The organism is Gaetbulibacter jejuensis (assembly GCF_039524015.1).
In the GTDB taxonomy this organism is placed as follows: domain Bacteria; phylum Bacteroidota; class Bacteroidia; order Flavobacteriales; family Flavobacteriaceae; genus Gaetbulibacter_B; species Gaetbulibacter_B jejuensis.
The window spans coordinates 41861-66232 of the sequence record NZ_BAAAGF010000001.1; the positions used below are offsets into that span (position 1 = coordinate 41861).

Annotated in this window: 16 protein-coding genes and 1 tRNA gene; 7 read left to right on the forward strand and 10 right to left on the reverse strand. The window is 34.6% G+C overall.

Features of this window, described 5'->3' with window-relative positions; all coding sequences use genetic code 11:
* The 4 genes from ABD011_RS00175 to ABD011_RS00190 are packed head-to-tail and all read right to left on the reverse strand — an operon-like array spanning position 1 to position 6751.
* Complete coding sequence (locus ABD011_RS00175) at positions 1 to 537, reverse strand: DUF3341 domain-containing protein (protein ID WP_129760959.1); 537 nt, start codon at positions 535 to 537, stop codon at positions 1 to 3.
* A gap of 9 nt (positions 538 to 546) precedes the next feature.
* Positions 547 to 2277 (reverse strand): NrfD/PsrC family molybdoenzyme membrane anchor subunit, encoded by a 1731-nt coding sequence (nrfD, locus tag ABD011_RS00180; RefSeq protein ID WP_343795050.1) that lies wholly within the window; start codon positions 2275 to 2277, stop codon positions 547 to 549.
* A gap of 35 nt (positions 2278 to 2312) precedes the next feature.
* Complete coding sequence (locus tag ABD011_RS00185; RefSeq protein WP_343795051.1) at positions 2313 to 5426, reverse strand: TAT-variant-translocated molybdopterin oxidoreductase; 3114 nt, start codon at positions 5424 to 5426, stop codon at positions 2313 to 2315.
* Positions 5427 to 5461: 35 nt separating this feature from the next.
* Positions 5462 to 6751 (reverse strand): cytochrome c3 family protein, encoded by a 1290-nt coding sequence (locus ABD011_RS00190; RefSeq protein ID WP_131508807.1) that lies wholly within the window; start codon positions 6749 to 6751, stop codon positions 5462 to 5464.
* Positions 6752 to 7061: 310 nt separating this feature from the next.
* Between ABD011_RS00190 and ABD011_RS00195 the strand changes: the two genes are divergently transcribed.
* Complete coding sequence (locus tag ABD011_RS00195) at positions 7062 to 7436, forward strand: SPOR domain-containing protein (protein ID WP_129760955.1); 375 nt, start codon at positions 7062 to 7064, stop codon at positions 7434 to 7436.
* Positions 7437 to 7507: 71 nt separating this feature from the next.
* Here the strand turns inward: ABD011_RS00195 and infB are convergent, their stop codons facing one another.
* From infB to rimP, 3 genes are read right to left on the reverse strand one after another with little or no spacing between them, the layout of a single operon-like run.
* Entirely contained in the window at positions 7508 to 10249 is a 2742-nt protein-coding gene (gene infB / locus ABD011_RS00200; protein ID WP_262733252.1) for a translation initiation factor IF-2, read from the reverse strand.
* 30 nt (positions 10250 to 10279) lie between these two features.
* The gene (gene nusA / locus ABD011_RS00205) at positions 10280 to 11518 is read right to left on the reverse strand and encodes a transcription termination factor NusA (RefSeq protein ID WP_129760953.1); all 1239 of its coding nucleotides are present in this window, start codon (positions 11516 to 11518) and stop codon (positions 10280 to 10282) included.
* Between the two features lie 12 nt (positions 11519 to 11530).
* Positions 11531 to 11995 carry a ribosome assembly cofactor RimP gene (rimP, locus tag ABD011_RS00210; RefSeq protein ID WP_129760952.1) on the reverse strand — a complete coding sequence of 155 codons (465 nt, stop codon included), beginning with the start codon at positions 11993 to 11995 and terminating at the stop codon, positions 11531 to 11533.
* 151 nt (positions 11996 to 12146) lie between these two features.
* On the opposite strand from rimP, the gene ABD011_RS00215 reads away from it, so the two are divergent.
* On the forward strand, positions 12147 to 12971 hold the full coding sequence (locus ABD011_RS00215; protein ID WP_262733254.1) for a universal stress protein: 825 nt from the start codon (positions 12147 to 12149) through the stop codon (positions 12969 to 12971).
* 51 nt (positions 12972 to 13022) lie between these two features.
* Here the strand turns inward: ABD011_RS00215 and ABD011_RS00220 are convergent.
* Positions 13023 to 13095: transfer RNA gene (locus tag ABD011_RS00220), tRNA-Gln, on the reverse strand.
* Between the two features lie 150 nt (positions 13096 to 13245).
* Here ABD011_RS00220 and ABD011_RS00225 point away from each other — a divergent pair.
* Complete coding sequence (locus ABD011_RS00225; RefSeq protein WP_343795052.1) at positions 13246 to 16608, forward strand: glycosyltransferase family 117 protein; 3363 nt, start codon at positions 13246 to 13248, stop codon at positions 16606 to 16608.
* A gap of 17 nt (positions 16609 to 16625) precedes the next feature.
* On the forward strand, positions 16626 to 17267 hold the full coding sequence (locus ABD011_RS00230) for a polysaccharide deacetylase family protein (RefSeq protein WP_343795053.1): 642 nt from the start codon (positions 16626 to 16628) through the stop codon (positions 17265 to 17267).
* Here the strand turns inward: ABD011_RS00230 and ABD011_RS00235 are convergent.
* The gene (locus ABD011_RS00235) at positions 17264 to 17560 is read right to left on the reverse strand and encodes a thioredoxin family protein (RefSeq protein ID WP_129760948.1); all 297 of its coding nucleotides are present in this window, start codon (positions 17558 to 17560) and stop codon (positions 17264 to 17266) included. The genes ABD011_RS00230 and ABD011_RS00235 overlap by 4 nt on opposite strands.
* A 140-nt stretch (positions 17561 to 17700) precedes the next feature.
* Positions 17701 to 18936 carry a metallophosphoesterase gene (locus tag ABD011_RS00240; protein WP_134200684.1) on the reverse strand — a complete coding sequence of 412 codons (1236 nt, stop codon included), beginning with the start codon at positions 18934 to 18936 and terminating at the stop codon, positions 17701 to 17703.
* 112 nt (positions 18937 to 19048) lie between these two features.
* Between ABD011_RS00240 and ABD011_RS00245 the strand changes: the two genes are divergently transcribed.
* From ABD011_RS00245 to ABD011_RS00255, 3 genes are read left to right on the forward strand one after another with little or no spacing between them, the layout of a single operon-like run.
* Positions 19049 to 21997, forward strand: a complete 2949-nt coding sequence (locus ABD011_RS00245; protein ID WP_343795054.1) for a GH92 family glycosyl hydrolase — start codon at positions 19049 to 19051, stop codon at positions 21995 to 21997.
* 19 nt (positions 21998 to 22016) lie between these two features.
* Positions 22017 to 23327, forward strand: a complete 1311-nt coding sequence (locus tag ABD011_RS00250) for a sugar MFS transporter (protein WP_343795055.1) — start codon at positions 22017 to 22019, stop codon at positions 23325 to 23327.
* The gene (locus tag ABD011_RS00255; protein WP_129760944.1) at positions 23324 to 24331 is read left to right on the forward strand and encodes an isoaspartyl peptidase/L-asparaginase family protein; all 1008 of its coding nucleotides are present in this window, start codon (positions 23324 to 23326) and stop codon (positions 24329 to 24331) included. The genes ABD011_RS00250 and ABD011_RS00255 overlap by 4 nt, the downstream gene beginning before the upstream one ends.
* Positions 24332 to 24372: the final 41 nt, after the last annotated feature.

The following is a 24372-nucleotide window of genomic DNA, read 5'->3' on the forward strand; positions in this document are numbered from 1 at the left end:
TTAATGTGCTTCTTCTTTATCTACTAAATTAATTTCTACTGCACCTGTTTCTTTAAGTAAACTCTCAAGTTCTTCTTCATTTCCATGAACAGCTATCTCCATTAAGAAATGGTCGTCAGTAGTTCTTGGATCTGGGTTTTCAGCTTTTTTGAATGGCCACATTCTACTACGTAAATAAAATGTGATTACCATTAAATGGGCAGCAAAGAATACTGTTAACTCAAACATAATTGGTACAAAAGCTGGCATATTTTCTATGTAGCTAAAACTTGGTTTTCCACCTATGTTTTGAGGCCAATCTTTAATCATGATAAAATTCATCATGGTAATAGCAACAGTTAACCCTACACAACCATACATAAATGCAGCAATTGCAATACGTGTTGGTGCTAATCCCATAGCTTTGTCTAATCCATGAACTGGAAAAGGTGTGTATACTTCTTCAATATGATGTTTTGCTGCTTTAACTTTTTTAACCGCAGACATTAATACATCATCATCTGTATAAATAGCGTGAATTACTTTTGAAGATTCCATATGCTACTTTTAGTTTATTAGTTTTTTAGCTTGTCCAGACCAATCATCACGTTCTGCTCTTCCTGGGAAAGAACCTGTAATTTCGTCTAACAAGTCGTATTCTCTCTTTGTCATTTTACTTACCTGAACATAAGTAAAAATACCTATACTGTTAAGTACGTCTTCCATTTTTGGACCAATACCATTAATCACCTTAAGGTCATCAGCAGTTTGTGTACTTGGGTCGAACTTACCTATACTTTCAAATAAGCTATTTACTTTATCAGTATTGTCCTTTACTTCAGCCTTTGGTGCAGATTTTACTTCAACAGCTTTACCTGATGTTCTTTCATCTGCTCCAGTACCTGATAAACTTTCACCAGCTTCTCTTATTCTCTTATATCTTTCTCCTGAAGATTTTAAAATAGTCTTAACCTCAGCTTGAGCGATTACTGGGAATGTTCTAGAGTATAATAAGAATAGTACAAAGAAGAATCCTATTGTCCCAATGAAAATTCCAATATCAACAAACGTTGGAGAGAACATTGTCCATGAAGATGGTAAGTAATCTCTGTGTAATGATGTAACGATAATTACGAAACGCTCAAACCACATACCTATGTTTACAACAATAGAGATAAAGAACGAGAACATAATACTAGTACGTAGTTTCTTAAACCACATAAACTGTGGAGAGAACACGTTACAAGTCATCATCGCCCAATATGCCCACCAGTAAGGACCTGTTGCTCTGTTAAGGAATGCATATTGTTCATACTCTACACCAGAATACCAAGCAATAAATAACTCAGTAATATAAGCCACACCTACTATAGAACCAGTAATCATGATTACAATATTCATTAACTCGATGTGTTGTACAGTAATATAGTCTTCTAGGTTACACACTTTTCTCATAATGATAAGAAGTGTGTTTACCATTGCGAATCCTGAGAAAATCGCACCAGCAACGAAGTAAGGAGGGAAAATTGTAGTATGCCATCCTGGGATTACTGAAGTTGCGAAGTCAAAAGATACAATGGTATGTACAGAAAGTACAAGTGGTGTAGCTAAACCTGCTAATACCAATGATACTTCTTCAAAACGTTGCCAATCTTTAGCACGTCCTGTCCAACCAAAACTGATTAGAGAATATATTTTCTTTTGGAAAGGTCTAACAGCTCTATCACGAATCATTGCGAAATCAGGTAATAAACCAGTCCACCAGAATACTAACGATACTGATAAATAAGTTGAAATCGCAAATACATCCCAAAGTAAAGGAGAGTTAAAGTTAACCCATAGTGAACCAAACTGGTTTGGAATTGGTAACACCCAATATCCTAACCATGGACGACCCATGTGAATAATAGGGAACAATCCTGCTTGTACTACAGAGAAGATTGTCATCGCTTCTGCAGAACGGTTAATTGCCATTCTCCATTTTTGACGGAATAAAAGAAGTACTGCAGAAATAAGTGTTCCTGCGTGACCAATACCTACCCACCATACAAAGTTGGTGATATCCCAAGCCCAACCTACGGTTTTATTTAAACCCCAAGTTCCAATACCTGTTGATATGGTATATAAAATACATCCAATTCCCCAAAGAAAAGCTACCAGTGAAATTCCAAAAACTATCCACCACTGCTTATTTGCTTTACCTTCAATAGGTCTTGCCACATCCACAGTAACATCGTGGTATGATTTTTCACCTGTAACTAAAGGTCTTCTAATAGGTGCTTCGTAATGAGACGCCATAATTTGTTTATAATTGTTTCTTATTAATTCTTTTGTTAAGCTTCAGTTGTATTTCTAACTTTAGTTTGATATACAACGTTTGGTTTTGTACCAATATGTTCTAGTAAGTGATATGCTCTGTCATCTTCTTTAAGATGAGCTACCTTACTTTCTTTATTGTTAATGTCTCCAAAAATCATTGCTCCACTACTACAAGCAGCTGAACATGCTGTTTGGAACTCATCCTTTCTTACCTCTCTACCATCACGTTTAGCATCAAGAACTGTTTTTTGTGTCATTTGAATACACATAGAACATTTTTCCATAACACCTCTTGAACGTACTACAACATCTGGGTTTAATACCATACGTCCTAAATCGTCATTCATGTGATAATCGAACTCATCATTTTGGCTATATAAGAACCAGTTGAAACGACGTACTTTATAAGGACAGTTGTTAGCACAGTATCTTGTACCTACACAACGGTTATAAGCCATATGGTTTTGACCTTGACGACCATGTGATGTTGCTGCCACAGGACAAACTGTTTCACAAGGTGCGTGGTTACAGTGTTGACACATTACTGGTTGGAAAGCTACTTGAGGATTTTCTGATGGGTTTTCCATCTCACCAAACTCACTTAATGAGCTTCCTAAACCAGAGATATTATCTTTCTTTTCATTATCGCCTTCAAAAGAGTCTTCTGAAGAATAATATCTATCAATACGTAACCAGTGCATATCACGACTACGACGAACTTCTTCTTTACCTACTACAGGCACATTGTTTTCTGCATGACAAGCAATCACACATGCTCCACAACCTGTACAAGCATTTAAATCGATAGATAAATTGAAGTGGTGCCCAATTGAACGATCAAACTCATCCCAAAGGTCAACATCTGGAGAAGTTACTGGAGTTTCCTCATGGTTAAGAGAAACAACAGGTATCTTATTCCAACCGTGTTTGTGGTCTTCTTTATCGTAAGTATTAAATATTTCAAGTGTAGTTTCTTTAATGATGTCTCCACGACCCATTAATGTATTGTGCAACTGAACACATGCAAACTCATGCATTCCAGCAGCAGCAGCTACAGTTACACTTTGAATATTATTAAAATCACTGTATAATTGGTAAGCATTAACTCCTGTTTTCATTTCATCTTTAAGTCCAGCCTTACGACCATACCCAAATGATAAACCTACAGAACCATTAGCTTGTCCTGGTTGAATTAATACAGGAACATTCTTTAAAGTTGTTCCGTTTACAGTAACATCAGCATAACTTCCATCTAAAGCTCCTGTTGCTACATGAACATTTTTAAGTCCAAGTTTATCAGCATCAGCTTTAGAAACAGTTAAATAGTTATCCCAAGATACACGGGAAATAGGATCTGGGAACTCTTGTAACCATGGGTTATTGGCTTGTTGACCATCTCCCATTCCTGTTTTGCTATATAATGTAAGTTCTAATCCTGAACCAGCTTTTGCAGAAGAAGCTAAAGCTCTTGCTGCATTAGTTGAAGGTGCCTCAGCAGTATCTTCTTCTGTTGTAGCTTCTTCAACAACATCAATTGACACATTACTTACAAAAACACCATCATGTAACGCTTGGTTAAATGATCCTCCATTAAGTATTGAAGAATTCCAAGTATCTTTTACATAATCATGATACGATACATCACTTCCAGACCATTTTAATAATGCATCTTGAAATTGTCTTGTATCAAACAAAGGACGAATTGTTGGTTGCATTAATGCATAATGTCCTTTTTTCATTTCTACATCACCCCAAGATTCTAAGTAATGTGGTGCAGCAGCAATATATGTACAGTTAGTTGACGTCTCATCAGCTTTCATAGAAAAAGCGATAGACACTTTAGTGTTTTTTAATCCTTCAGCAAAGTCAGCAGCGTTAGGTAATGTATATAATGGATTAACTCCACTCATTATAATTGCTCCAACTTTTCCTGCTTTCATATCACTAACCAAAGTAGATACAGCTTTGTCACTACCTTGTCTAGTTTTTATTGGTGAAGCAGTATTGAATGCTTCACTGTTTAAGTACTCATTAATTTCTAATGCAACGGTTTGTGCATTTATATCGTTAAGTCCTGTTACAACTACAGCTTTTCCTTTAGCGCTTTTAAGCTCAGACGCTGTTTTAGTAACTGCTTGTAAAATATTTTCTGGTAAATCAACAGAAACAGAACCACCAACTACTTCGGCATAAAGCTTAGCCAATACCATTTTTTGTTGTGTTGGAGTTACTGGTACTCTTTTATCAGCATTAGCTCCTGATAGAGACATGTTTGATTCAAACTGAATGTGACGAGACATTTTTCCATGATCTGGAATTCTCTTTTTAGCATATGCAGAATCAAATCCACCACCTTGCCAATCACCTAAAAAGTCTGCTCCTACAGATACAATTGTCATTGCTTTAGAAAAATCGTAATCCGCTAAACCACGTTCTCCATATTTTGCTTGAAAAGCATCTAATGCAGCCGACTCAGAAACAGCATCGTATTGTACATGACGTACATTACCATATTTTGCTTTAAAATCAGCAATCAATCTAGATGTTGAAGGACTAGCAAATGTTTGTGTAAATAACACAATTTCTTTACCAGAATTCATTACATCTGTTAAGGCTTGATTGGTTTCAGCATCAAATTGTTCCCAAGAAATTTCAGCGTCGCCTTTCATTGGTTTTTTAACTCTAAGGCTATCATATAACCCTAAAACCGAAGCATTAACTCTAGCATTAGCACTACCATTGGTAGCTGCCATTGTGTTGTTTTCGATTTTAATTGGACGACCTTCGCGAGTTTTAACTAAAACACTTGCAAAATCAAATCCGTCAGCAATTGTAGTTGCATAGTAGTTAGCAACACCAGGAATAATTTCCTCTGGTTGTACCACATAAGGGATTGACTTTATCACTGGTCCTTCACAGGCAGCTAATGACGCTGCAGCTGTACTAAAACCAACGTACTTTAAGAAGTCACGACGTGTTGTAGAAGAACTTTCTAATGAGGCTTTATCTCCTAAAAACTCATCAGTTGGAATTTCTTGAACAAACTCGTTCTGTTTTAGCGTCTCAACAACAGAGCTGTTTTGGTCTAGCTCTTCAACACTTTTCCAGTATTTCTTGTTTGATGACATATTATATAATTGAATTACTCTTTATTAATATTAAATTAGTAATGGCATTTACCACATTCCAGTCCACCCATTTGAGCAGCTGTTAATTTTTCAACTCCATATTTCTTAGATAATTGCTCATGAATTTTTTCATAATAACCATTATCTTGAACTTTAACCTCAGTATCTCTGTGACAGTTAATACACCATCCCATTGTAAGTGGAGCATGTTGATACATGATTTCCATTTCCTCAACAGGACCATGACATGTTTGACATTGAATTCCTGCTACAGACACGTGTTGTGAGTGATTAAAGTATGCAAAATCAGGCAAGTTGTGAATTCTAACCCACTTTACAGGTTGCGCTTGACCAGTGTATTTTTGGTCTGCATCACTCCATCCTGCTGCTGCATATAATTTTTGGATTTCTCCATCATAAAACTCTTTGCTATACTCAGCAGTAGTTTCACCTGTATATTCAACAACTGATTTATGACAGTTCATACAAACGTTTAATGAAGGAATTCCTGAAGTTTTACTTACTCTTGCAGATGAGTGACAGTATTTACAATCGATACCGTTATCTCCTGCGTGTATTTTATGAGAAAAGTGTATTGGTTGTACTGGTTGGTATCCTTGATCAACACCTACCTGCATTAAATAACCATACACAAAATAACCACTAGTCAATAAAAAGAAGATTGCAGTAACCAATACTAAAAATTGATTTTGCACAAACGCTTTCCATAATGGCAATCCTTTGTCTTTTTGAGGAATCTCAATTCCTTTAGCCTCAGCAAATCTATTTAGTGTACGTCTTACCAACACTAAAGCAAAAGCCAACAATGCAAATAACAATGCTAATGCCCAAAGGATTATTTTGTTAGAAGTTCCTCCATTTGTAGCACCTTCACTATTAGGATTCTCTGGAGTTTCAGGTTTCTTTACCACAGCTTCTTGGGCTGTATACGCTAAGATATCTGAAATGTCTTGATCAGTTAATTGCGGGAAAGCCGTCATAGGCGTACCACTATATTCATTGAATATTTGGTTACCATAGGCATCGCCAGATTTAACAACTCCAGCACTGTTACGAATCCATGCAGCAATCCACTCTCTATCCAAACCATGGTCATCTGCTAATCTTTGCTCTACATGACGTAACGCAGGACCAGTCATCTTTCGATCTAGGTTATGACAAGAAGCACAATTGGTATTGAAAATAGATTTACCCTTAGCAGGATCACCTTCTTGAGCGTTAAGTGTTGTTGAAAACGTGAGTAAAAGAATAAACCCTAATTGAAGTATATTAGCGGTTAATTTACGGTATATCACCTGTTTCATATTGTTAGTTGAATTATCTTCCAAACTTTGGTATGATTTTTTCATTTAAAAAGAAAAAAATACAGTTATAAAATCTCACGCAAAAATAATACTTAAAGTCCATTTTAGAAATGTTACAGAAGTGTTAATTGGTAATTTATAAAGATTCTAAATAATATTGAAGCTTGCATTTTACTTAATTAAACACAGATATACTTTTGCTGAAATAAATTTTTTAATTTTACCGAATTGAAAAGTTGTTAATACTAAATGGTTTAGTATTTGCGTTTGAAAATTTTAATACTCTTAATAATAGATACGTATGACAAAAATGAACATAAAATCACTACTCGCCTTTTTAATTTTTATTGGATTTTCCTCAATAGGAAATGCTCAAGATGGTGTTGTTACTGTTGAACAAGACAAAGACATTGAAAAGTTATTACAGTTTAAAAAAGATGCTAAAACTGTTGACTTGTATAAAATACAAGTTTATCAAGGAAATCACTCTGGAGCTCAAAAAGCTGAGGCTGATTTTATGAAAACTTACAGCGAATGGCCTGTAAGCATGGAATATGAGACACCCAACTACAAGATTTGGGTAGGAAATTTTAGAAGTAGACTTGAAGCTGACAAGGCTTTACTTAAAATTAAAAAGAACTACAACAATGCTTTTATTTTTAAACCTAAAAGAGATAAAAGCTAAAACGAAAGATTATATCAAACAAAAAAGCGACTTAAATAAGTCGCTTTTTTTATATCTAATTGAAAGAGTAATTACTTCAATTTTTTCTTCACTTCTACTTCTTGGAATGCTTCTAAAACGTCACCTTCTTTAATGTCGTTGTAGTTTTTGATTTGCAATCCACAGTCATATCCTTTAGATACTTCTTTAACGTCATCTTTAAAACGTTTAAGCGATGCTAACTCTCCTGTATAAACAACAACTCCATCTCTAATTAATCTTATTCCTGAGTTTCTATATATTTTACCGTTAGTTACCATACATCCTGCAATAGTACCAATTTTAGACACTTTGAATAGTTCTCTTATCTCTGCAGTACCAGTAATTTCCTCTTTAAGCTCTGGAGATAACATACCTTCCATTGCATCTTTAAGGTCATTAATAGCATCATAGATAATAGAATACATTCTGATATCGATTTCTTCCTTATCTGCAATTTGACGTGCATTACCCATTGGTCTTACGTTAAATCCGATAATAATTGCATCAGAGGCAGTTGCTAAAAGCACATCACTTTCTGTAATGGCTCCAACACCTTTATGTATGATATTAACTTGAATTTCTTCGGTAGATAATTTCTGGAACGAATCGGTTAAGGCTTCAACAGATCCATCAACATCACCTTTTAAGATTATGTTCAACTCTTGGAAATCTCCAAGCGCAATACGACGACCAATTTCGTCTAAGGTAATGTGACGTTGTGTTCTTACTGATTGCTCACGTTGTAATTGTGTACGTTTAGCTGCAATTTGTTTAGCTTCACGTTCATCTTCAAATACGTTGAATTTATCACCTGCTTGTGGTGCTCCATCTAAACCTAAAATAGATACAGGAGTTGATGGTCCTGCAGCAGTAATGTCATTACCTCGTTCATCATGCATAGCTTTTACCTTACCACTGTTTCTACCAGCAAGTACATAATCTCCAATTTTAAGTGTTCCGGCTTGTACCAAAATTGTTGACACATAACCTCTACCTTTGTCTAGGAATGCTTCAACAACAGTTCCGTTTGCAGGTTTATTTGGATTTGCTTTTAACTCTAATAATTCAGCTTCTAGCAATACTTTTTCTAGTAATTCATTAACACCTTGTCCTGTTTTTGCAGAGATATCATGCGATTGAATTTTTCCTCCCCAATCTTCAACCAATAAATTCATGTTTGCTAATCCTTCTTTAATCTTATCAGGATTTGCTGTTGGTTTGTCAATTTTATTAATTGCAAATACAATTGGAACACCTGCTGCTTGCGCATGTGCAATTGCCTCTTTGGTTTGAGGCATGATATCATCATCAGCTGCTACAACAATAATTGCCAAGTCAGTTACTTGAGCACCACGAGCACGCATAGCTGTAAAGGCTTCGTGACCAGGAGTATCTAAAAACGCGATTTTTTGTCCGCTTTCTAAAGTAACTCCATAAGCTCCAATGTGCTGTGTGATTCCACCTGACTCACCTGCAATTACGTTTTCTTCACGAATGTAATCTAGTAACGATGTTTTACCATGATCTACGTGACCCATTACAGTTACAATTGGTGCACGAGATTTTAAATCTTCTGGCTTGTCTTCTACCTCTTCAATAGACTCTTCTATATCAGCAGTTACAAACTCAACTTCATAACCAAATTCATCTGCTACAACCGATAGTGTTTCAGCATCTAAACGTTGGTTCATTGTTACCATCATACCTAACGACATACATGCCGAAATAATTTCGGTAACAGAAATATTCATCATAGTAGCAACTTCACTTGCAGTAACAAACTCGGTTACTTTAAGAATTTTACTTTCTGCTGCTTCAGCTTGTAAGTCTTTTTCAGTTTGCTCTCTATGTTGTTCTCTTTTCTCTCTACGATATTTAGCTCCTTTACCTTTATTAGATTTACCTTGAAGCTTTTCTAGAGTTTCTCTAATTTGCTTTTGAACTTCTGCTTCGCTTGGTTCTTCTTTAACAACAGCTGGACGTTTTCCTTTACCTTTGAAACCGCCTCTTTGGTTATTGTTTCTGTTAAAGTTATTATCTGATCCTGGTTTACTAATACGACGCCTTTTCTTTTTATTGGTGTCTCTATCAGATGAAGCCGCAGGTTTTTTATCTTCTTTTTTCTTCTTAGGCTTATTGAATTGAGATAAATCGATCTTATCTCCAGCTATTTTAGGTCCTGAAAGTTTTTGGTATTGCGTTTTTAGTTTGTCATCACCAACAGCACCTTCGGTTGGAACTTCTTTAGCTTTAGGAGTTTCCTTTTTAGGTTCAGGTTTTTCGACTTTTGGAGTCTCCTCTACTTTAGGAGTCTCTTTTTTAACCTCGACTTTTTCGACTTTTTCTACCTTTTCAACCTTATCTACTTTTTCTACCTTTTCAGTTTTTTCAACTTTAGGAGCTTCCTCTACTTTAGGAGTCTCTTTTTTAGGTTCGGTTTTAGGTTTGTCTAAATCAATTTTACCTACTTGTTTCGGACCGCTTAATTCAGCTTTGGCTTTAACGACTTTTGCTCGTTCTTCTCTTTTCGCCTTTTCTTCAAGCTCGCGCTCACGTTGTTCACGCAACTCTTCTTTTTCCTTAAGCTTTGCTTCACTAACTTCTTGAGACGCTACTTTTTTACTTGCATCTGTTTGAAACTCGTTGGAAAGAATTGCATAAACGTCTTCTGATATTTTTGTATTAGGACTTTTTTCTATCTCCACGTTTTTTGATTCTAGGAAATCAACTGCACGGTCAATAGAAATATTGAGTTCTCTTAATACTTTATTTAATCTAATTGTTTGCGCCATAAATTGCTTGTAATATAACTTAAATATATGTTATTCTTCAAATTCTTCCTTAAGAATTCTGATAACATCAATTATTGTTTCTTCTTCTAAATCTGTTCTCTTCACAAGGTCTTCAATATCTTGCTCTAGAATACTTTTAGCTGTATCAAGACCTGCTTTATTGAATTCTTCAATAATCCATCCTTCGATTTCATCAGAGAATTCAGTTAATTCTACATCTTCATCTTCTTCAGTTCCTTCTCTAAACACGTCAATTTCATAACCTGTTAATTGTCCTGCTAAACGTATGTTATGACCTCCTCTACCAATAGCTTTACTTACTTCTTCTGGTTTTAAAAGTACTTCAGCACGTTTTGCTTCTTCATCAATTTTTATTGATGTTACTCTTGCTGGACTTAATGCTCTTGTAATGTATAATTGTAAGTTGTTGGTAAAGTTGATTACATCAATGTTTTCGTTACCCAATTCTCTTACTATACTGTGTATTCTAGATCCTTTCATACCTACACATGCTCCAACTGGATCTATTCTATCATCATAAGAATCTACAGCTACTTTTGCTTTTTCACCTGGAATTCTTACCACATTTTTTATGGTAATTAATCCATCAAAAACCTCTGGTATTTCTTGTTCAAACAACTTCTCTAAGAAAACAGGAGCTGTTCTTGACATGATAATTGCTGGTTTATTTCCTTTAAGCTCAACACTTTCAATAATTCCTCTTACATTTTCTCCTTTTCTAAAGAAGTCAGAAGGAATTTGTTTGTCTTTTGGTAAAATAATTTCGTTACCCTCATCGTCTAGCAAAATAATTGCTCTGTGACGAATGTGGTGCACTTCGGCTGTATAAATTTCACCTTCTAAATCTTTAAATTGCTTATAGATATTAGTATTGTCGTGTTCATGTATTTTTGAAATTAAATTTTGTCTTAATGCTAAGATAGATCGTCTTCCTAAATCTATAAGTTTAACTTCTTCTGCTACATCTTCTCCTACTTCAAAATCTGGTTCTATTTTACGTGCTTCACTTAATTCAATTTCTTGGTTTGGTTCTTCTACTTCTCCATCTGCTACAACAATTCTATTTCTCCATATCTCTAAATCTCCTTTATCTGGGTTTATAATGATATCAAAGTTATCGTCATCTCCATACTTCTTTTTTAATGCATTTCTTAGCACATCTTCTAAAATCGCCATTAACGTTACACGATCTATTAACTTATCGTCTTTAAATTCTGAAAAAGAATCAATTAACGCAACATTTTCCATATCTATTATGAATTAAAATTTTATTATAACTTTTGCCTCTAAAATATCATCGTATTTTATCTTGGCTTCTTTTTTAACAGTAACTTTTCCTTTACCTACTGGCTTAGGTTCTCTTGCTTTCCACTCTAGCATTATCCCTTCTTCATCTTGATTAACAAGTGTTGCTTCAAATTTTTCGCTAGCTTTTGTCTTTACACCTAAAACTCTACCTATATTTTTTTTGTATTGTCTTATATGGCTTAATGGTGTTGTAGCACCAGACGACATTACTTCTAAAGAAAAATCCTGATCTTCTCTGTCTAGATTATGCTCAATTGCACGACTTACAAATATGCAATCTTCAACAAGTACTCCGTTGTCGCCATCAATAATAATCTTAATGGCATTATTATCTAACACCTCAAAATCAATCAAGAACAAATCTTGTCGTTCTTCTAAGGCTTTATCAAGTAATTCTTTTACGGTATCTCTAAACATTTTTAGTATAAAAAGAGGGGACTTCCCGTCCCCTCGTATTTTCTTTTTCCTTACAACGCTGCAAATATACAACAAATTAATTGATTTCTGCAAATAGGGTAAAGTCGATTTTTATTATTAAATTTATGTTATAACATTCAACGTCATCAATATGAAAAAAATTCTTGTACCAACCGACTTTTCTAAAGAAGCAGAAAACGCATTAAAAGTTGCTGCTCAATTAGCCAAAAAAGAGAATAGTGAAATCTACCTACTTCACATGTTAGAACTTCCATTACAGGAAGTTGATGCCATGAGTTCTCATAGCGCATTACCCGAAGCAATGTTCTTCATGAAATTAGCGCATCAAAAATTTGAAAACCTTATGGCTAGCGATTATTTAGAAGGTATTACTGTACACGAAACTGTAAAATCTGACACCAATTTTGGCAACATCATTGACAAGTGTCATGAGTTAAACATAGACTTAATTGTTATGGGCTCACATGGCGCTAGTGGTTTTAAAGAAATGTTTGTTGGTTCAAATGCTGAAAAGGTTGTAAGAACGTCTGATATTCCTGTATTGGTGATTAAAAACGAGCACACTAGCTTTAATGTTAAAAACTTTGTGTTTGCTTCTGATTTTAAAAACGACAATAAAGAAACCTATAAGCAAGCAACCGATTTTGCCAGTGCATTTGGTTCAAAAATACATTTACTCATGGTAAATACCGCAAACACGTTTACAACTACATCAAAAGCTAAAGAACGAATATTAGATTTTATAAAAGATTATGAATTTGACAATTACACGCTAAACATATATAACGACACTACTGTAGAAAGTGGCATTTTAAACTTCTCTAAAGATATTGACGCAGACCTAATAGGAATAAGCACTCATGGAAGACAAGGAATTGCTCATTTTTTTAACGGCAGTATAAGTGAAGACCTTGTGAATCATGCCAAAAGACCTGTGATTACGTTTAAGATATAATCTCAAAACTCTAAAACAAAAAAGTCTTCCGCAATTGGAAGACTTTTTTTGTTGGCCTACTAGGGCTCGAACCTAGACTCTTCTGGACCAAAACCAGACGTGTTGCCAGTTACACCATAGGCCATCATTTCAAATGAGGATGCAAATTTATAACAAAGTTTCATTTGCACAAAAAAAAATCAAGAAAATAATTTAAAAACCTTAACGTTTACTTAAAAACCTTAGTGTTTATCATATTTATTATTAAATTCGCCCGCAACAATACTTAACACATATGACACATTTCAACTTCAAGAAATGGAATACCATTTTAGGATGGTTTGCTTTTACCGTAGCCCTTATTACATATGCGCTAACCATAGAACCAACAGTTAGCTTTTGGGATGCTGGAGAGTATATTTTAACTTCTTCCAAGCTACAAGTTGGACATCCTCCTGGAGCTCCATTTTTTCAAATGATGGGTGCATTTTTCTCAATGTTTGCTCTTGAACCTTCTCAAGTTGGTATGATGTTAAATATGATGAGTGCTGTAGCAAGTGCATTTACAATCTTGTTTATGTTTTGGACCATAAGCCTACTTTTAAGGAAACTAGCAGTTGCTTCACTACCTAAAAAAGAGGCTATCAATGATGAATATGACACTACTTTATTGTCTAAACAACAAAACGTTGCCATCTTAGGAAGTGCTCTTGTAGGGAGTTTAGCTTTTACTTTTACCGATTCATTTTGGTTTAATGCTGTTGAAACAGAAGTATATGCAATGGCTGCCTTAATTATGTCTATTATGTTCTGGTTAGGGTTACGTTGGGAACAAGACATGAATACTCCTAGAGGTAACAGATGGTTAATTTTAATAGCTTTTGTTATAGGTATGTCTTTTGGTGTTCACTTTATGGGATTATTGACCATACCTGCTATTGGACTTATCTATTACTTTAAAAACTACAAAGAAATAACGGTTAAAAACTTCATTATTGCCAATGTAGTAGCAGTAGCTATATTACTTTTTGTGTTTAAACTATTAGCTCCAAATATTATGAGAGCGTTTAGTGCTTCGGAATTATTCTTTGTAAATAGCATAGGATTACCTTTTAACTCAGGTTCAATTATTGCTGGAATTGTTTTAATTGCTATGATTTATTTCGGATTAAAATATACTCGTCAAAAAAACTACAAGCATTTAAACACAGGAATTCTTTGTTTAACGTTTATCATTATTGGTTTTTCTTCATGGTTGATGCTACCAATTAGAGCCAATGCGCAAGTTGTTATTAACGAAAACAACCCTTCTAGTGCTAGAGAACTTTTAGCATATTATAACTTAGAGCAATACCCAGAAACTCATTTGTTCTATGGACCATTGTTTACCGAGCAATACACTGGTTATGATGCCAATCAACCTTTTATTGATGATAAACCTAAATACGAAAAAGACGAAAAGTCTGGAAAGTATATTGTTGTAAACGATTGGAAAAACGCCAAACAAAACTACAATTCTGAGCAAGCTTCTATTTTACCAAGAATGTGGAGTACAGAGCATGCCGAAAACTATATGATGTTTACTGGCCTACTAGATTTTAAAATCAAGCCAGAATATCAAATGGAAAACCAAGTAAGAGCTTTGGTTAATGATTTTAGACAGCAAGTTGCTGAAGGTAGAATTGATTATGAAGATTACCATTTATTCCTTAAAAGATACGGTCAAGAATTTTTAGACATTGAAAAACCGTCATTACTTCAAAATGCTGGATACATGTTAGAGTACCAATTAGGTTATATGTATTGGCGTTATTTTATGTGGAACTTTGTAGGAAGACAAGATGATATTCAAGGAAAATATGATGATTTACACGGTAATTGGATAAGTGGTATTGATTTTATTGACGAAATGCATTTAGGCATGTCGCAAAAAAACTTACCAAGCGATGTAGAAAACAATAAAGCACGAAACACCTACTATTTCTTACCGCTTATCTTAGGGCTTATAGGGTTTTTATTTTTACTCAGTAAAGACAAAAAACTGTTTTGGACTATGCTAGTTTTCTTTTTGTTTACAGGTTTAGCAATTCAGTTCTATACAAATATTCGACCTTTTGAGCCTAGAGAAAGAGACTATTCGGTTGTTGGTTCGTTTTATGTGTTTGCCATTTGGATTGGTTTTGGAGTATACTCTATTTTTGAAGGCTTAAAAAAGTATTCGTCTTCAAAATTCTTAGCGCCATCAATAACACTTGTGTGTTTAATTCTTGTACCAGGAATTCTTGCAGCAAACAATTGGGATGACCATGACAGGTCTGAAAGAGAAACAGCCCATGCAATGGCTATTAAGTATTTACAATCTTGTGCGCCAAATGCCATTTTATTTACTATTGGTGATAATGATACATTCCCGCTTTGGTATGCTCAAGAAATTGAAGGAATACGAACTGACGTAAGAGTTGTAAATACTAGTTTATTCCAAACCGATTGGTATATCGATCAAATGAAACGAAAAGCGTATGAGAGTGACCCAATTCCTTCTCAACTAACGCATGACCAATATAAGTTTGGAACAAGAGACTATATCATGAGAAGGGAAATTACCAAAGACACGCTTATGATAAAAGACTTTATGAACTTTGTAAGTAGTGACGATCCTAGATACAAGCTAAAATATATTCTTCAACGAGAAGGTGAAGACCTTAGCTACTACCCAAGTAATTTATTAAACTCTAACTATTTTCCAACATCTCACATTAGAGTTCCTGTTGACAAAGCTTCTGTTTTAGAACATGGTATCGTAAAACCTAAAGATGCTGATAAAATACTACCTTATTTAGACGTTGAAATAAAAGGAGGCGCTTTATATAAAAACAGATTACTGATGTTAGATATAGTAGCTAACAACAATTGGGAACGTCCAATTTATTTTACTGGAGGTGCATTTGGTGACGATGACTATATCTGGATGAAAGACTACCTGCAACTAGACGGTTTATGCTACAAACTTGTGCCAATAAAAACACCTGTTGACAGAGCAAACCCATTTGATATGGGACGTGTAGATAGCGAATTAATGTACGAAAAAGTTATGGCTTGGGATTGGGGAAATAGTGGTAACGAAAACGTATACCATGATACCGAATCCAGAAAGAATGGGATAACTTACAGAGGCAATCTTGCGCGTTTGGTTGAACAACTAATTAATGAAGAGGAGTACGATAAAGCTGAAAAAGTAGCTGATTTAGCTATGGAAAAAATGCCTGTTGATATTTTTGGGTATTACACACTTTTAGAACCATACATTAGTGCTTACTACGAAGTAGACAAAGTTGAAAAAGGTAGAGACCTATTTAAAAAGGTAAGTAAAAAATACCAAGAAAGTTTAACCTATTACAGTGGGTTATCTATTGAAAATCAAACACGTTATCTTGACGAAATTGTTACTGATATTGAACGCTATCGTGCTTTAGTAGATATATTAGTGATTTATAAAGATGGTGATTTTGCTTTAGAAGAAACTGAAAGGTTTAACAATTACCTTAAGCTTTTCAATCACTTTGCTGGAGACGAACCAGAAGATGATGAGCAGCCTTTAATGGATGACTTAGATATCATATCAAACGACTCGGTTGATAGTCTTTTTAATATGGAATAAATTGTTAGGGTTTTCGTATGAAAATAACTCCTACTAAAACACCTTTGGTGATAAAGAAGATGTTTCCAAATTACATTTGGGACATTCCCACTGAACAAAAAACAATTTATCTCACTTTTGATGATGGTCCAACACCTGAAATAACACACTGGACTCTAAACACATTAAAACAATACAATGCAAAAGCAACATTCTTTTGTATTGGTCGTAATATTGAAAAGCATCCAGATATTTTTCAGGATATAATCAATGAAGGTCATAGCATTGGTAACCATACCTACAACCATTTAAAAGGCTGGAAAACCCAAAAACAAGAATATATAGACGATGTTTTAAAAACCCAATCTTTAATAGAACAACAACAAACATCTAAGTTGTTTCGTCCTCCTTACGGAAAAATAAAACCCAAGCAAGCTAACGAGTTAATTCAAATGGGTTATAAAATTATTATGTGGGATGTATTGTCTTTTGATTGGGATGCTACAATATCTAATGCAGCTTGTTTAGAAAATGTAATCTCTAAAACAAAAAAAGGGAGCATTATTGTTTTTCATGATAGCCTCAAAGCTGCTTCAAATCTGCAATATGCTTTACCTAAAGTTTTAGAACACTATAGCAATCTTGGATTTTCTTTTAAGAATATAGTTATACCTGATTAGATATACTCTTGAATAATACCTATTAAAGTATTAGCGTCTTGCTCACCACTGTGACGCCATTTCATTTCACCACCTTTGTAGATAATTAGTGTTGGTAAGCCTTTAACCCTTAAAGCTTCAGCAAGCTCTTTGTTTTTATCAACGTCAATTTTAATGACCTTTGCCTTATCACCAAGAGCAGCTGCAACGTCTCTTAACACAGCATGCATTGCCTTGGATTGCTCATTCCATTCTGTAAAAAAGTCTAACAGAACAGGAATGTTAACATCTATTAATTCCCCAAATTTTGACATACTTTAAAGTTTTAAGTCAAATGTTGTTATTAAACCTAGATGATTTTAGGCATGATTTAACTAATATCATCTAGTAGATTCACTCTTACTTATTTATAAAAATAAGCAATTTTAAGAGTAAATATAACATTTCCTTGCAATTAAGCGTTTTTTGTTCCCTTTTTGAGCTCTATAACAGTTACTTCTGGCCATATACCAACTCGTCCTGGAAACGCATGATAACCAAAACCTCTATTAACATTTATATATCTTCCAAACTCTTCATATAAACCTGCCCATTGTTTATAAACATACTGAGAAGGACTCCATTTGAAAATCCCTGGAATTTCAATTCCCATTTGCAATCCATGAGTGTGACCACTAAGTGTAAGTTGATAATTAAAATCGTCTTTCTTTACCATGTACTCCCAATGAGATGGATCGTGAGATAGCAATATTTTAAAATCGTCTTTATTTATTCCTTCGGAAGCTTTAACCAAATCACCTGATTGATTAAACCCTTTTCCCCAGTTTTCAACACCTACAATAGCAATTTTCTGACCGTCTTTCTCTATGTAACGGTTCTCATTCAGTAATAATTCAAATCCTATTTTTGGATGAATGTCTTTTACCGCTTTAAAATTGTTAATCTTATCTTCATTTGTTAACCAATCAACATAGTCGCCATAATCATGATTTCCTAATACTGAAAACTTACCCATTGGTGCATCTAGCTGCTTAAAAACATCAACCCAAGTATCCATTTCATCAGCCTTATTGTTTACAATATCACCAGTAAAAAGAATAATGTCTGATTTTTGTTCGTTAATTAAATCAACACCATACTGTATTTTGTTCTTATTAGTAAAACTCCCTGAATGTATGTCGGAAATTTGTGTAATGGTTAAGCCATCAAAAGCCTCAGGTAAATCTTCAAAAGACAATTGATATTTTAAAACCTTGTAGTTATATCTTCCTTGGATAATTCCATATAAAAATGAAGCAAATGGAATAGCTGCTAACCCTAAAGCCAACTTAGAAACAAAAACACGTCTACCAACAAAAGATTGCGTTTCTCCACTTGAAAATACTGAAACAAGTTTTAGAATAACTCGTACAATATCTTCGCCAAACATCATTATAATTAATATTGCTTTTGGGATAAGAATTGTAAGCATAAAGCCAACCGCATACTGAAACTGCATGGTTTGCCCTAAACTTCTTGGAGTAGAAAACATTACATATATTAAGTTAGCATAAACTAATGCAGAAACACCTAGCCAACTCCATTTAACAACACGACTTTTAGTAACCGTTTTTAAGGCTTGAAAAGCATAAATTTCAGCTACCAAAATAATAGCTGAAAGTATCACAAGCCTAATAATCCATCTCGACATAAACTAAATTTAATCAAAGATAACCGAATTTAAAATCTTTTATCTTCAATCATTTTATATTTAACTATATGTTAAGATTTAGTATCTTTTGCCTCCAATTTAATACCTCAGCATGAAACGTTGCTTTTTTATTGTTTTATTGACGTCCATTTTTTTTGGATGCACTGAAAACAAACCATTTGAACCTGCTCAAAAAAACAAATCTTTAATTTCTTATGTTAATCCTTTTATTGGTACTGGTGGTCATGGTCACACCTATCCTGGAGCAACTATGCCTTTTGGTATGATGCAACTGTCTCCAGATACGCGACTCGATGGTTGGGATGGTTGCTCTGGTTATCATTATTCAGATGAATATATCTATGGCTTTTCACATACACATTTAAGCGGAACAGGAGTTTCTGACTATGGTGACATTTTATTAATGCCAACAAACAAGGTTGCTTTTAACAATGGAGCTGATGGACAATCAGGTTACAGAGCACATTTTTCTCATGACAACGAAATAGCTGAACCAGGTTATTATAAAGTACATTTAGATTCTACAGAAATTGACGTAGAGCTGACAGTTTCTAAACGAAGTGGTATACATAAATACCAATTTCCTTCTTCTGAAAATCAATACGTGATTTTAGATTTAGACCATCGCGACCAACTTTTGGACTATAAAATTCAGATGGTAGATAGTCAATCGATTAAAGGCTATAGACATTCCAAAGCTTGGGCAACAGACCAACGTTTGTTTTTTGATATGCATTTTTCAAAACCTATTGAAAGTATTTCTTATGTTGAAAATGATACTAAAGTTTCTAAAAACTACAAATACCAAAGCAAAAAGGCTGCAATAAAATTCAAAAACCCGAACAATGATCCTATTTATATTAAAACAGGTATTTCAGCAGTTGATGAAGCTGGTGCAAAACGTAATTGGGAAACTGAAATAGGAGACAAAACCTTTGACGATATTAAAACCGAAGCTCAAAACACTTGGGAGCAGCAACTAGAAAAAATTGTGGTTGAAAGCACAAATAATGACTACAAAACCAACTTTTACACAGCATTATATCACACCATGATTGCGCCAAACTTATATCAAGATGTTGATGGAAGATATCGTGGTATGGATTTGGAAATTCATGAAACTAAAGATTTTGAGTATTACACAGTGTTCTCACTTTGGGATACCTATCGTGCAGCGCATCCGCTTTACACCATTATTGAAGAAGACCGAACGAACGATTTCATCAATACATTTTTAGCAAAATATGATGAAGGTGGCATCATGCCTATTTGGGATTTAAGCGCTAATTACACGGGTTGTATGATTGGTTATCACGCAGTACCTGTAATTGCTGATGCTTACTTAAAAGGGATTCGTGAGTACAACACCGAAAAAGCTTTTGAAGCCATGAAACACAGTGCAACAAGAGATAAATTAGGATTGAAAAGCTACAAAGAATTTGGATTTATTCCTGTAGAAGAAGAAAGCGAATCGGTTTCAAAAACTTTGGAATATGCCTATGACGACTGGACCATTGCTCAAATGGCAAAAGCCATGAACAAAACCGAAGACTACAAAACTTATACGGAATGCGCGCAATATTATAAAAACAGTTACGACCCAGAAACCAAATTTATGCGTGGTCGTTTTAGAAATACATGGTTTGCACCTTTTGATCCTTATGAAGTGAACTTCAATTATACTGAAGCCAATTCTTGGCAATACAGTTTTTATGTGCCTCAAGACATTTCTGGGTTTATGAATTTATTAGGCGGAAAAGATAAACTCGAAACCCAATTAGACACGTTATTTACTGCCAATGACAAAACTTCTGGACGTCATCAAGTAGATATTACAGGTTTAATTGGACAATATGCACATGGTAATGAGCCAAGTCACCACATGGCTTACCTTTATGATTTTGTAAATAGGCCACATAAAACTCAAGAACGCGTACACCAAATTTTAACCGAATTGTACACTAACACACCTGATGGTATTTCGGGTAATGAGGATTGTGGACAAATGAGCGCATGGTATGTGTTTTCATCAATGGGATTCTATCCTGTGACTCCAGCAAGTAATGAGTATATTATTGGCACACCTTTATTTGACAAAGCCACAATCAATATGGAAAATGGCAAGCAATTTAATGTTATTGCTACCAATCTAAATGATAAAAACATTTACATTGAGCATGTTTACCTCAACGGAAAATCGCTTGACAGAACATTTATTTATCATCACGAAATTGCAGAAGGTGGCACATTGGAATTTAAAATGACCGACAATCCAGCTGTTTGGGGAAGTCGTGAAGGACAAGAACCTAAAACAAGTATTGACGAACACCTCGTTGTTCCTGTACCTTTTATTGCAGAAGGCGATGTCGCTTTTAAAGGGAAAACTGAAGTTGTTTTAGAAAATGTAGATAAAAGCGCTTCCATTTTTTATAGTTTGAATGATGAAGATTTTAAATTATACGATGCGCCTTTTACAATTTCAGAAGCTACAAACTTAAAAGTGTATTCAGAAAAAAACAAAACCAAAAGCGCAACGGTTGAAACCAAGTTTTATAAAATAGATCCTAACCTTTCTATTACTCTTGAAACCGAATACGCCAACCAATACAATGGTGGTGGCAATGATGCTTTAATTGATGGTATTCTTGGAACCCAAGATTTCAGAACTGGTACTTGGCAAGGGTATCATAATACTGATTTGATAGCAACAGTAGATTTAGGAAAAGAAACCCTTGTTAATCTGGTTACCATAAACTTCCTGGAAGACCAACGCTCTTGGATATTTTATCCTACTGAAGTTACTTGTTTTGGTTCTACTGATGGAGAAACATTTATACCTATTGATTTACCTCGCACATCAGAAAACATTTCTCCAAATGAAAACGTAGAAATCAAACAATTTCACTTTAAAGAAGTGCCAAAAAAATACCGTTACATAAAAATAAAAGCCAAAACACTAGGCGAACTTCCTGAATGGCATTTAGGTCACGAACACGACGGAAGAAGCTGGCTATTTGCTGATGAAATTACTATTAAATAAAACTAACTAACATTTAATCATGAACCAACAAAAATCCTATCGCTCATCATTCATTCTACTTACTGTATTATTTTTCCTTTGGGGATTTATAACAGTTTTAGTCGATTCACTTATACCTCGACTAAGAGAGCTTTTCACACTCACCTACTTCCAAGCAGGTATGGTTCAATTTGCATTTTTTGGTGCCTTTTTCTTACTGTCAATTCCTGCGAGTTATATCCTCTCAAAAATTGGTTATAAAAAAGGAATTATTCTAGGCTTGGTTACTATGGCATTAGGTTGCTTGTTGTTTTATCCTGCAGCATCCTATCGTGTATTCGGAATATTTATGTTGGCTTATTTTATTTTAGCTGGAGGCATTACCATTTTACAGGTAGCAGCAAATCCGTATGTTGCAGTTTTAGGTTCTGAAGATGGAGCATCTAGTCGATTAAATTTATCGCAAGCCTTCAATTCATTAGGAACTGCAATTGCTCCTGCCATTGGTGCATTATTCATTTTAAGTGATAAAATTAAAACTAAAGACGAAATAGATGCTTTGGTTGGCACTGCCAAAGAACAATATTTAATTGCTGAAGCTTCAGCTGTTCAAACACCTTTTATTGGTCTAGCGTTATTTATCGTGCTTATTGCTATCTATTTCTTTTTTGCTAAACTCCCAAAACTTATTAGCGAAACCGAAACAGGGACATATAAAGATGCCTTAAAACAGAAAAACCTTATGCTTGGTGTATTTGGTATTTTCTGTTATGTAGGAGCCGAAGTTGCTATAGGTAGTTACTTGGTAAATTATTTTATGGATATGAATTTAGTATCACTCATCAAAGAAGAAGGCTTTATGAAATCAATCGCTGAATCGCTATTAAATTCTGGTTTAGCTGAAAAAGATGACAAAGCAGTTGTTGGTGTATTTGTTACCTTTTATTGGTCAGGTGCTATGATTGGTCGCTTTATAGGTTCGTACTTAACCAAAATCATTAACCCAGGAAAAGTACTTGGTATATTTGCTACTTGTGCTGTTGCTTTAATCTTGATATCTATTAGTACAACAGGATTGGTTTCAATGTGGAGTATTTTAGCGGTAGGATTATTCAATTCTATTATGTTCCCTACCATTTTCACATTGGCTATTGATGGTATTGGGTCGTTAAAACCAAAAGGTTCAGGGCTTTTATGTACTGCTATTGTTGGTGGCGCTATTATTCCGCCTACATACGGATTCCTAACAGATAACATCGGATTTAAACCTGCTTTGTTTTTGGTGATTTGCGCTTATGCTTACATCTTGTATTATGGTTACCGAAACTCTAAAAAAACTTTTAATCTATGAAACGCAGACACTTTATAAAAAACGCTTCACTTACAGGAGTTGGATTAACCGTTGGTTCATCAATAATTGCATGTGCTCAAGAGAATTCAAAAACCGAAAAAACTTCAGTTGTTGCAAACCCGAAAGCATCACTTCCATTAGTTATTGCTACTTGGAATGTACCTAATGCTACTTCAAAAGCTTGGGAAACTCTAAAAAATGGAGGTTCTGCATTAGATGCCGTTGAAAAAGGTTGTATGGTTGAAGAAGCCGATGTCAATAATACTTCCGTAGGAAAAGGTGGTTTACCAGATCGTGATGGTCACGTAACGTTAGATGCTTGTATTATGGACAAGCATGGTAATTGTGGATCAGTAGTATATCTTGAAAATATTGTACATGCTGTTTCAGTAGCCCGTAAAGTTATGGAAGACACACCACATGTTATGCTTGCTGGAAAAGGCGCTGAACAATATGCCTATGAATTAGGAATGCCAAAGGACAACTTACTAACGGAATCATCAAAAAAAGCTTGGGAGGAATGGAAAGTAAAAAGCGAGTACAAACCTATTATTAATATTGAAAATCACGATACTATTGGCATGCTTGCTATTGATGAAAATGGCGATATTTCTGGTGCCTGTACAACAAGTGGTCTTGCTTATAAAATGGCTGGTCGTGTTGGTGATAGCCCAATAATTGGTTCTGGTTTATTTGTAGATAACGAAATTGGTGCTTGTGTAGCTACTGGATTGGGTGAAGAAGTTGTAAAAACAGTTGGTAGCTTTCTGGTGGTTGAACTGATGCGCCAAGGCAAATCGCCGCAAGAAGCTTGTGAAGAAGCTATAAATCGTATTGTTAGTAAACCTAATAGCAATTACAAGGATTTTCAGGTTGGGTACATTGCTGTAAACAAACAAGGAGAAACAGGAAGTTATTCTATTCATAACGGTTTTAGTATGACGAAATTTCAAGATGGAGAGAATACCAATCAAACATCTAATCATTTTATTAAAACAGAATAAGCACTTTTTTAACAACTTAACCTTTAATTAAAATAGGTATT

Coding starts and splice junctions, on each gene's coding strand:
- ABD011_RS00175 (WP_129760959.1), bottom strand. CDS start 537: ATGGAATCTTCAAAAGTAATTCACGCTATTTATACAGATGATGATGTA.
- nrfD (WP_343795050.1), bottom strand. CDS start 2,277: ATGGCGTCTCATTACGAAGCACCTATTAGAAGACCTTTAGTTACAGGT.
- ABD011_RS00185 (WP_343795051.1), bottom strand. CDS start 5,426: ATGTCATCAAACAAGAAATACTGGAAAAGTGTTGAAGAGCTAGACCAA.
- ABD011_RS00190 (WP_131508807.1), bottom strand. CDS start 6,751: ATGAAACAGGTGATATACCGTAAATTAACCGCTAATATACTTCAATTA.
- ABD011_RS00195 (WP_129760955.1), top strand. CDS start 7,062: ATGAACATAAAATCACTACTCGCCTTTTTAATTTTTATTGGATTTTCC.
- infB (WP_262733252.1), bottom strand. CDS start 10,249: ATGGCGCAAACAATTAGATTAAATAAAGTATTAAGAGAACTCAATATT.
- nusA (WP_129760953.1), bottom strand. CDS start 11,518: ATGGAAAATGTTGCGTTAATTGATTCTTTTTCAGAATTTAAAGACGAT.
- rimP (WP_129760952.1), bottom strand. CDS start 11,995: ATGTTTAGAGATACCGTAAAAGAATTACTTGATAAAGCCTTAGAAGAA.
- ABD011_RS00215 (WP_262733254.1), top strand. CDS start 12,147: ATGAAAAAAATTCTTGTACCAACCGACTTTTCTAAAGAAGCAGAAAAC.
- ABD011_RS00225 (WP_343795052.1), top strand. CDS start 13,246: ATGACACATTTCAACTTCAAGAAATGGAATACCATTTTAGGATGGTTT.
- ABD011_RS00230 (WP_343795053.1), top strand. CDS start 16,626: ATGAAAATAACTCCTACTAAAACACCTTTGGTGATAAAGAAGATGTTT.
- ABD011_RS00235 (WP_129760948.1), bottom strand. CDS start 17,560: ATGTCAAAATTTGGGGAATTAATAGATGTTAACATTCCTGTTCTGTTA.
- ABD011_RS00240 (WP_134200684.1), bottom strand. CDS start 18,936: ATGTCGAGATGGATTATTAGGCTTGTGATACTTTCAGCTATTATTTTG.
- ABD011_RS00245 (WP_343795054.1), top strand. CDS start 19,049: ATGAAACGTTGCTTTTTTATTGTTTTATTGACGTCCATTTTTTTTGGA.
- ABD011_RS00250 (WP_343795055.1), top strand. CDS start 22,017: ATGAACCAACAAAAATCCTATCGCTCATCATTCATTCTACTTACTGTA.
- ABD011_RS00255 (WP_129760944.1), top strand. CDS start 23,324: ATGAAACGCAGACACTTTATAAAAAACGCTTCACTTACAGGAGTTGGA.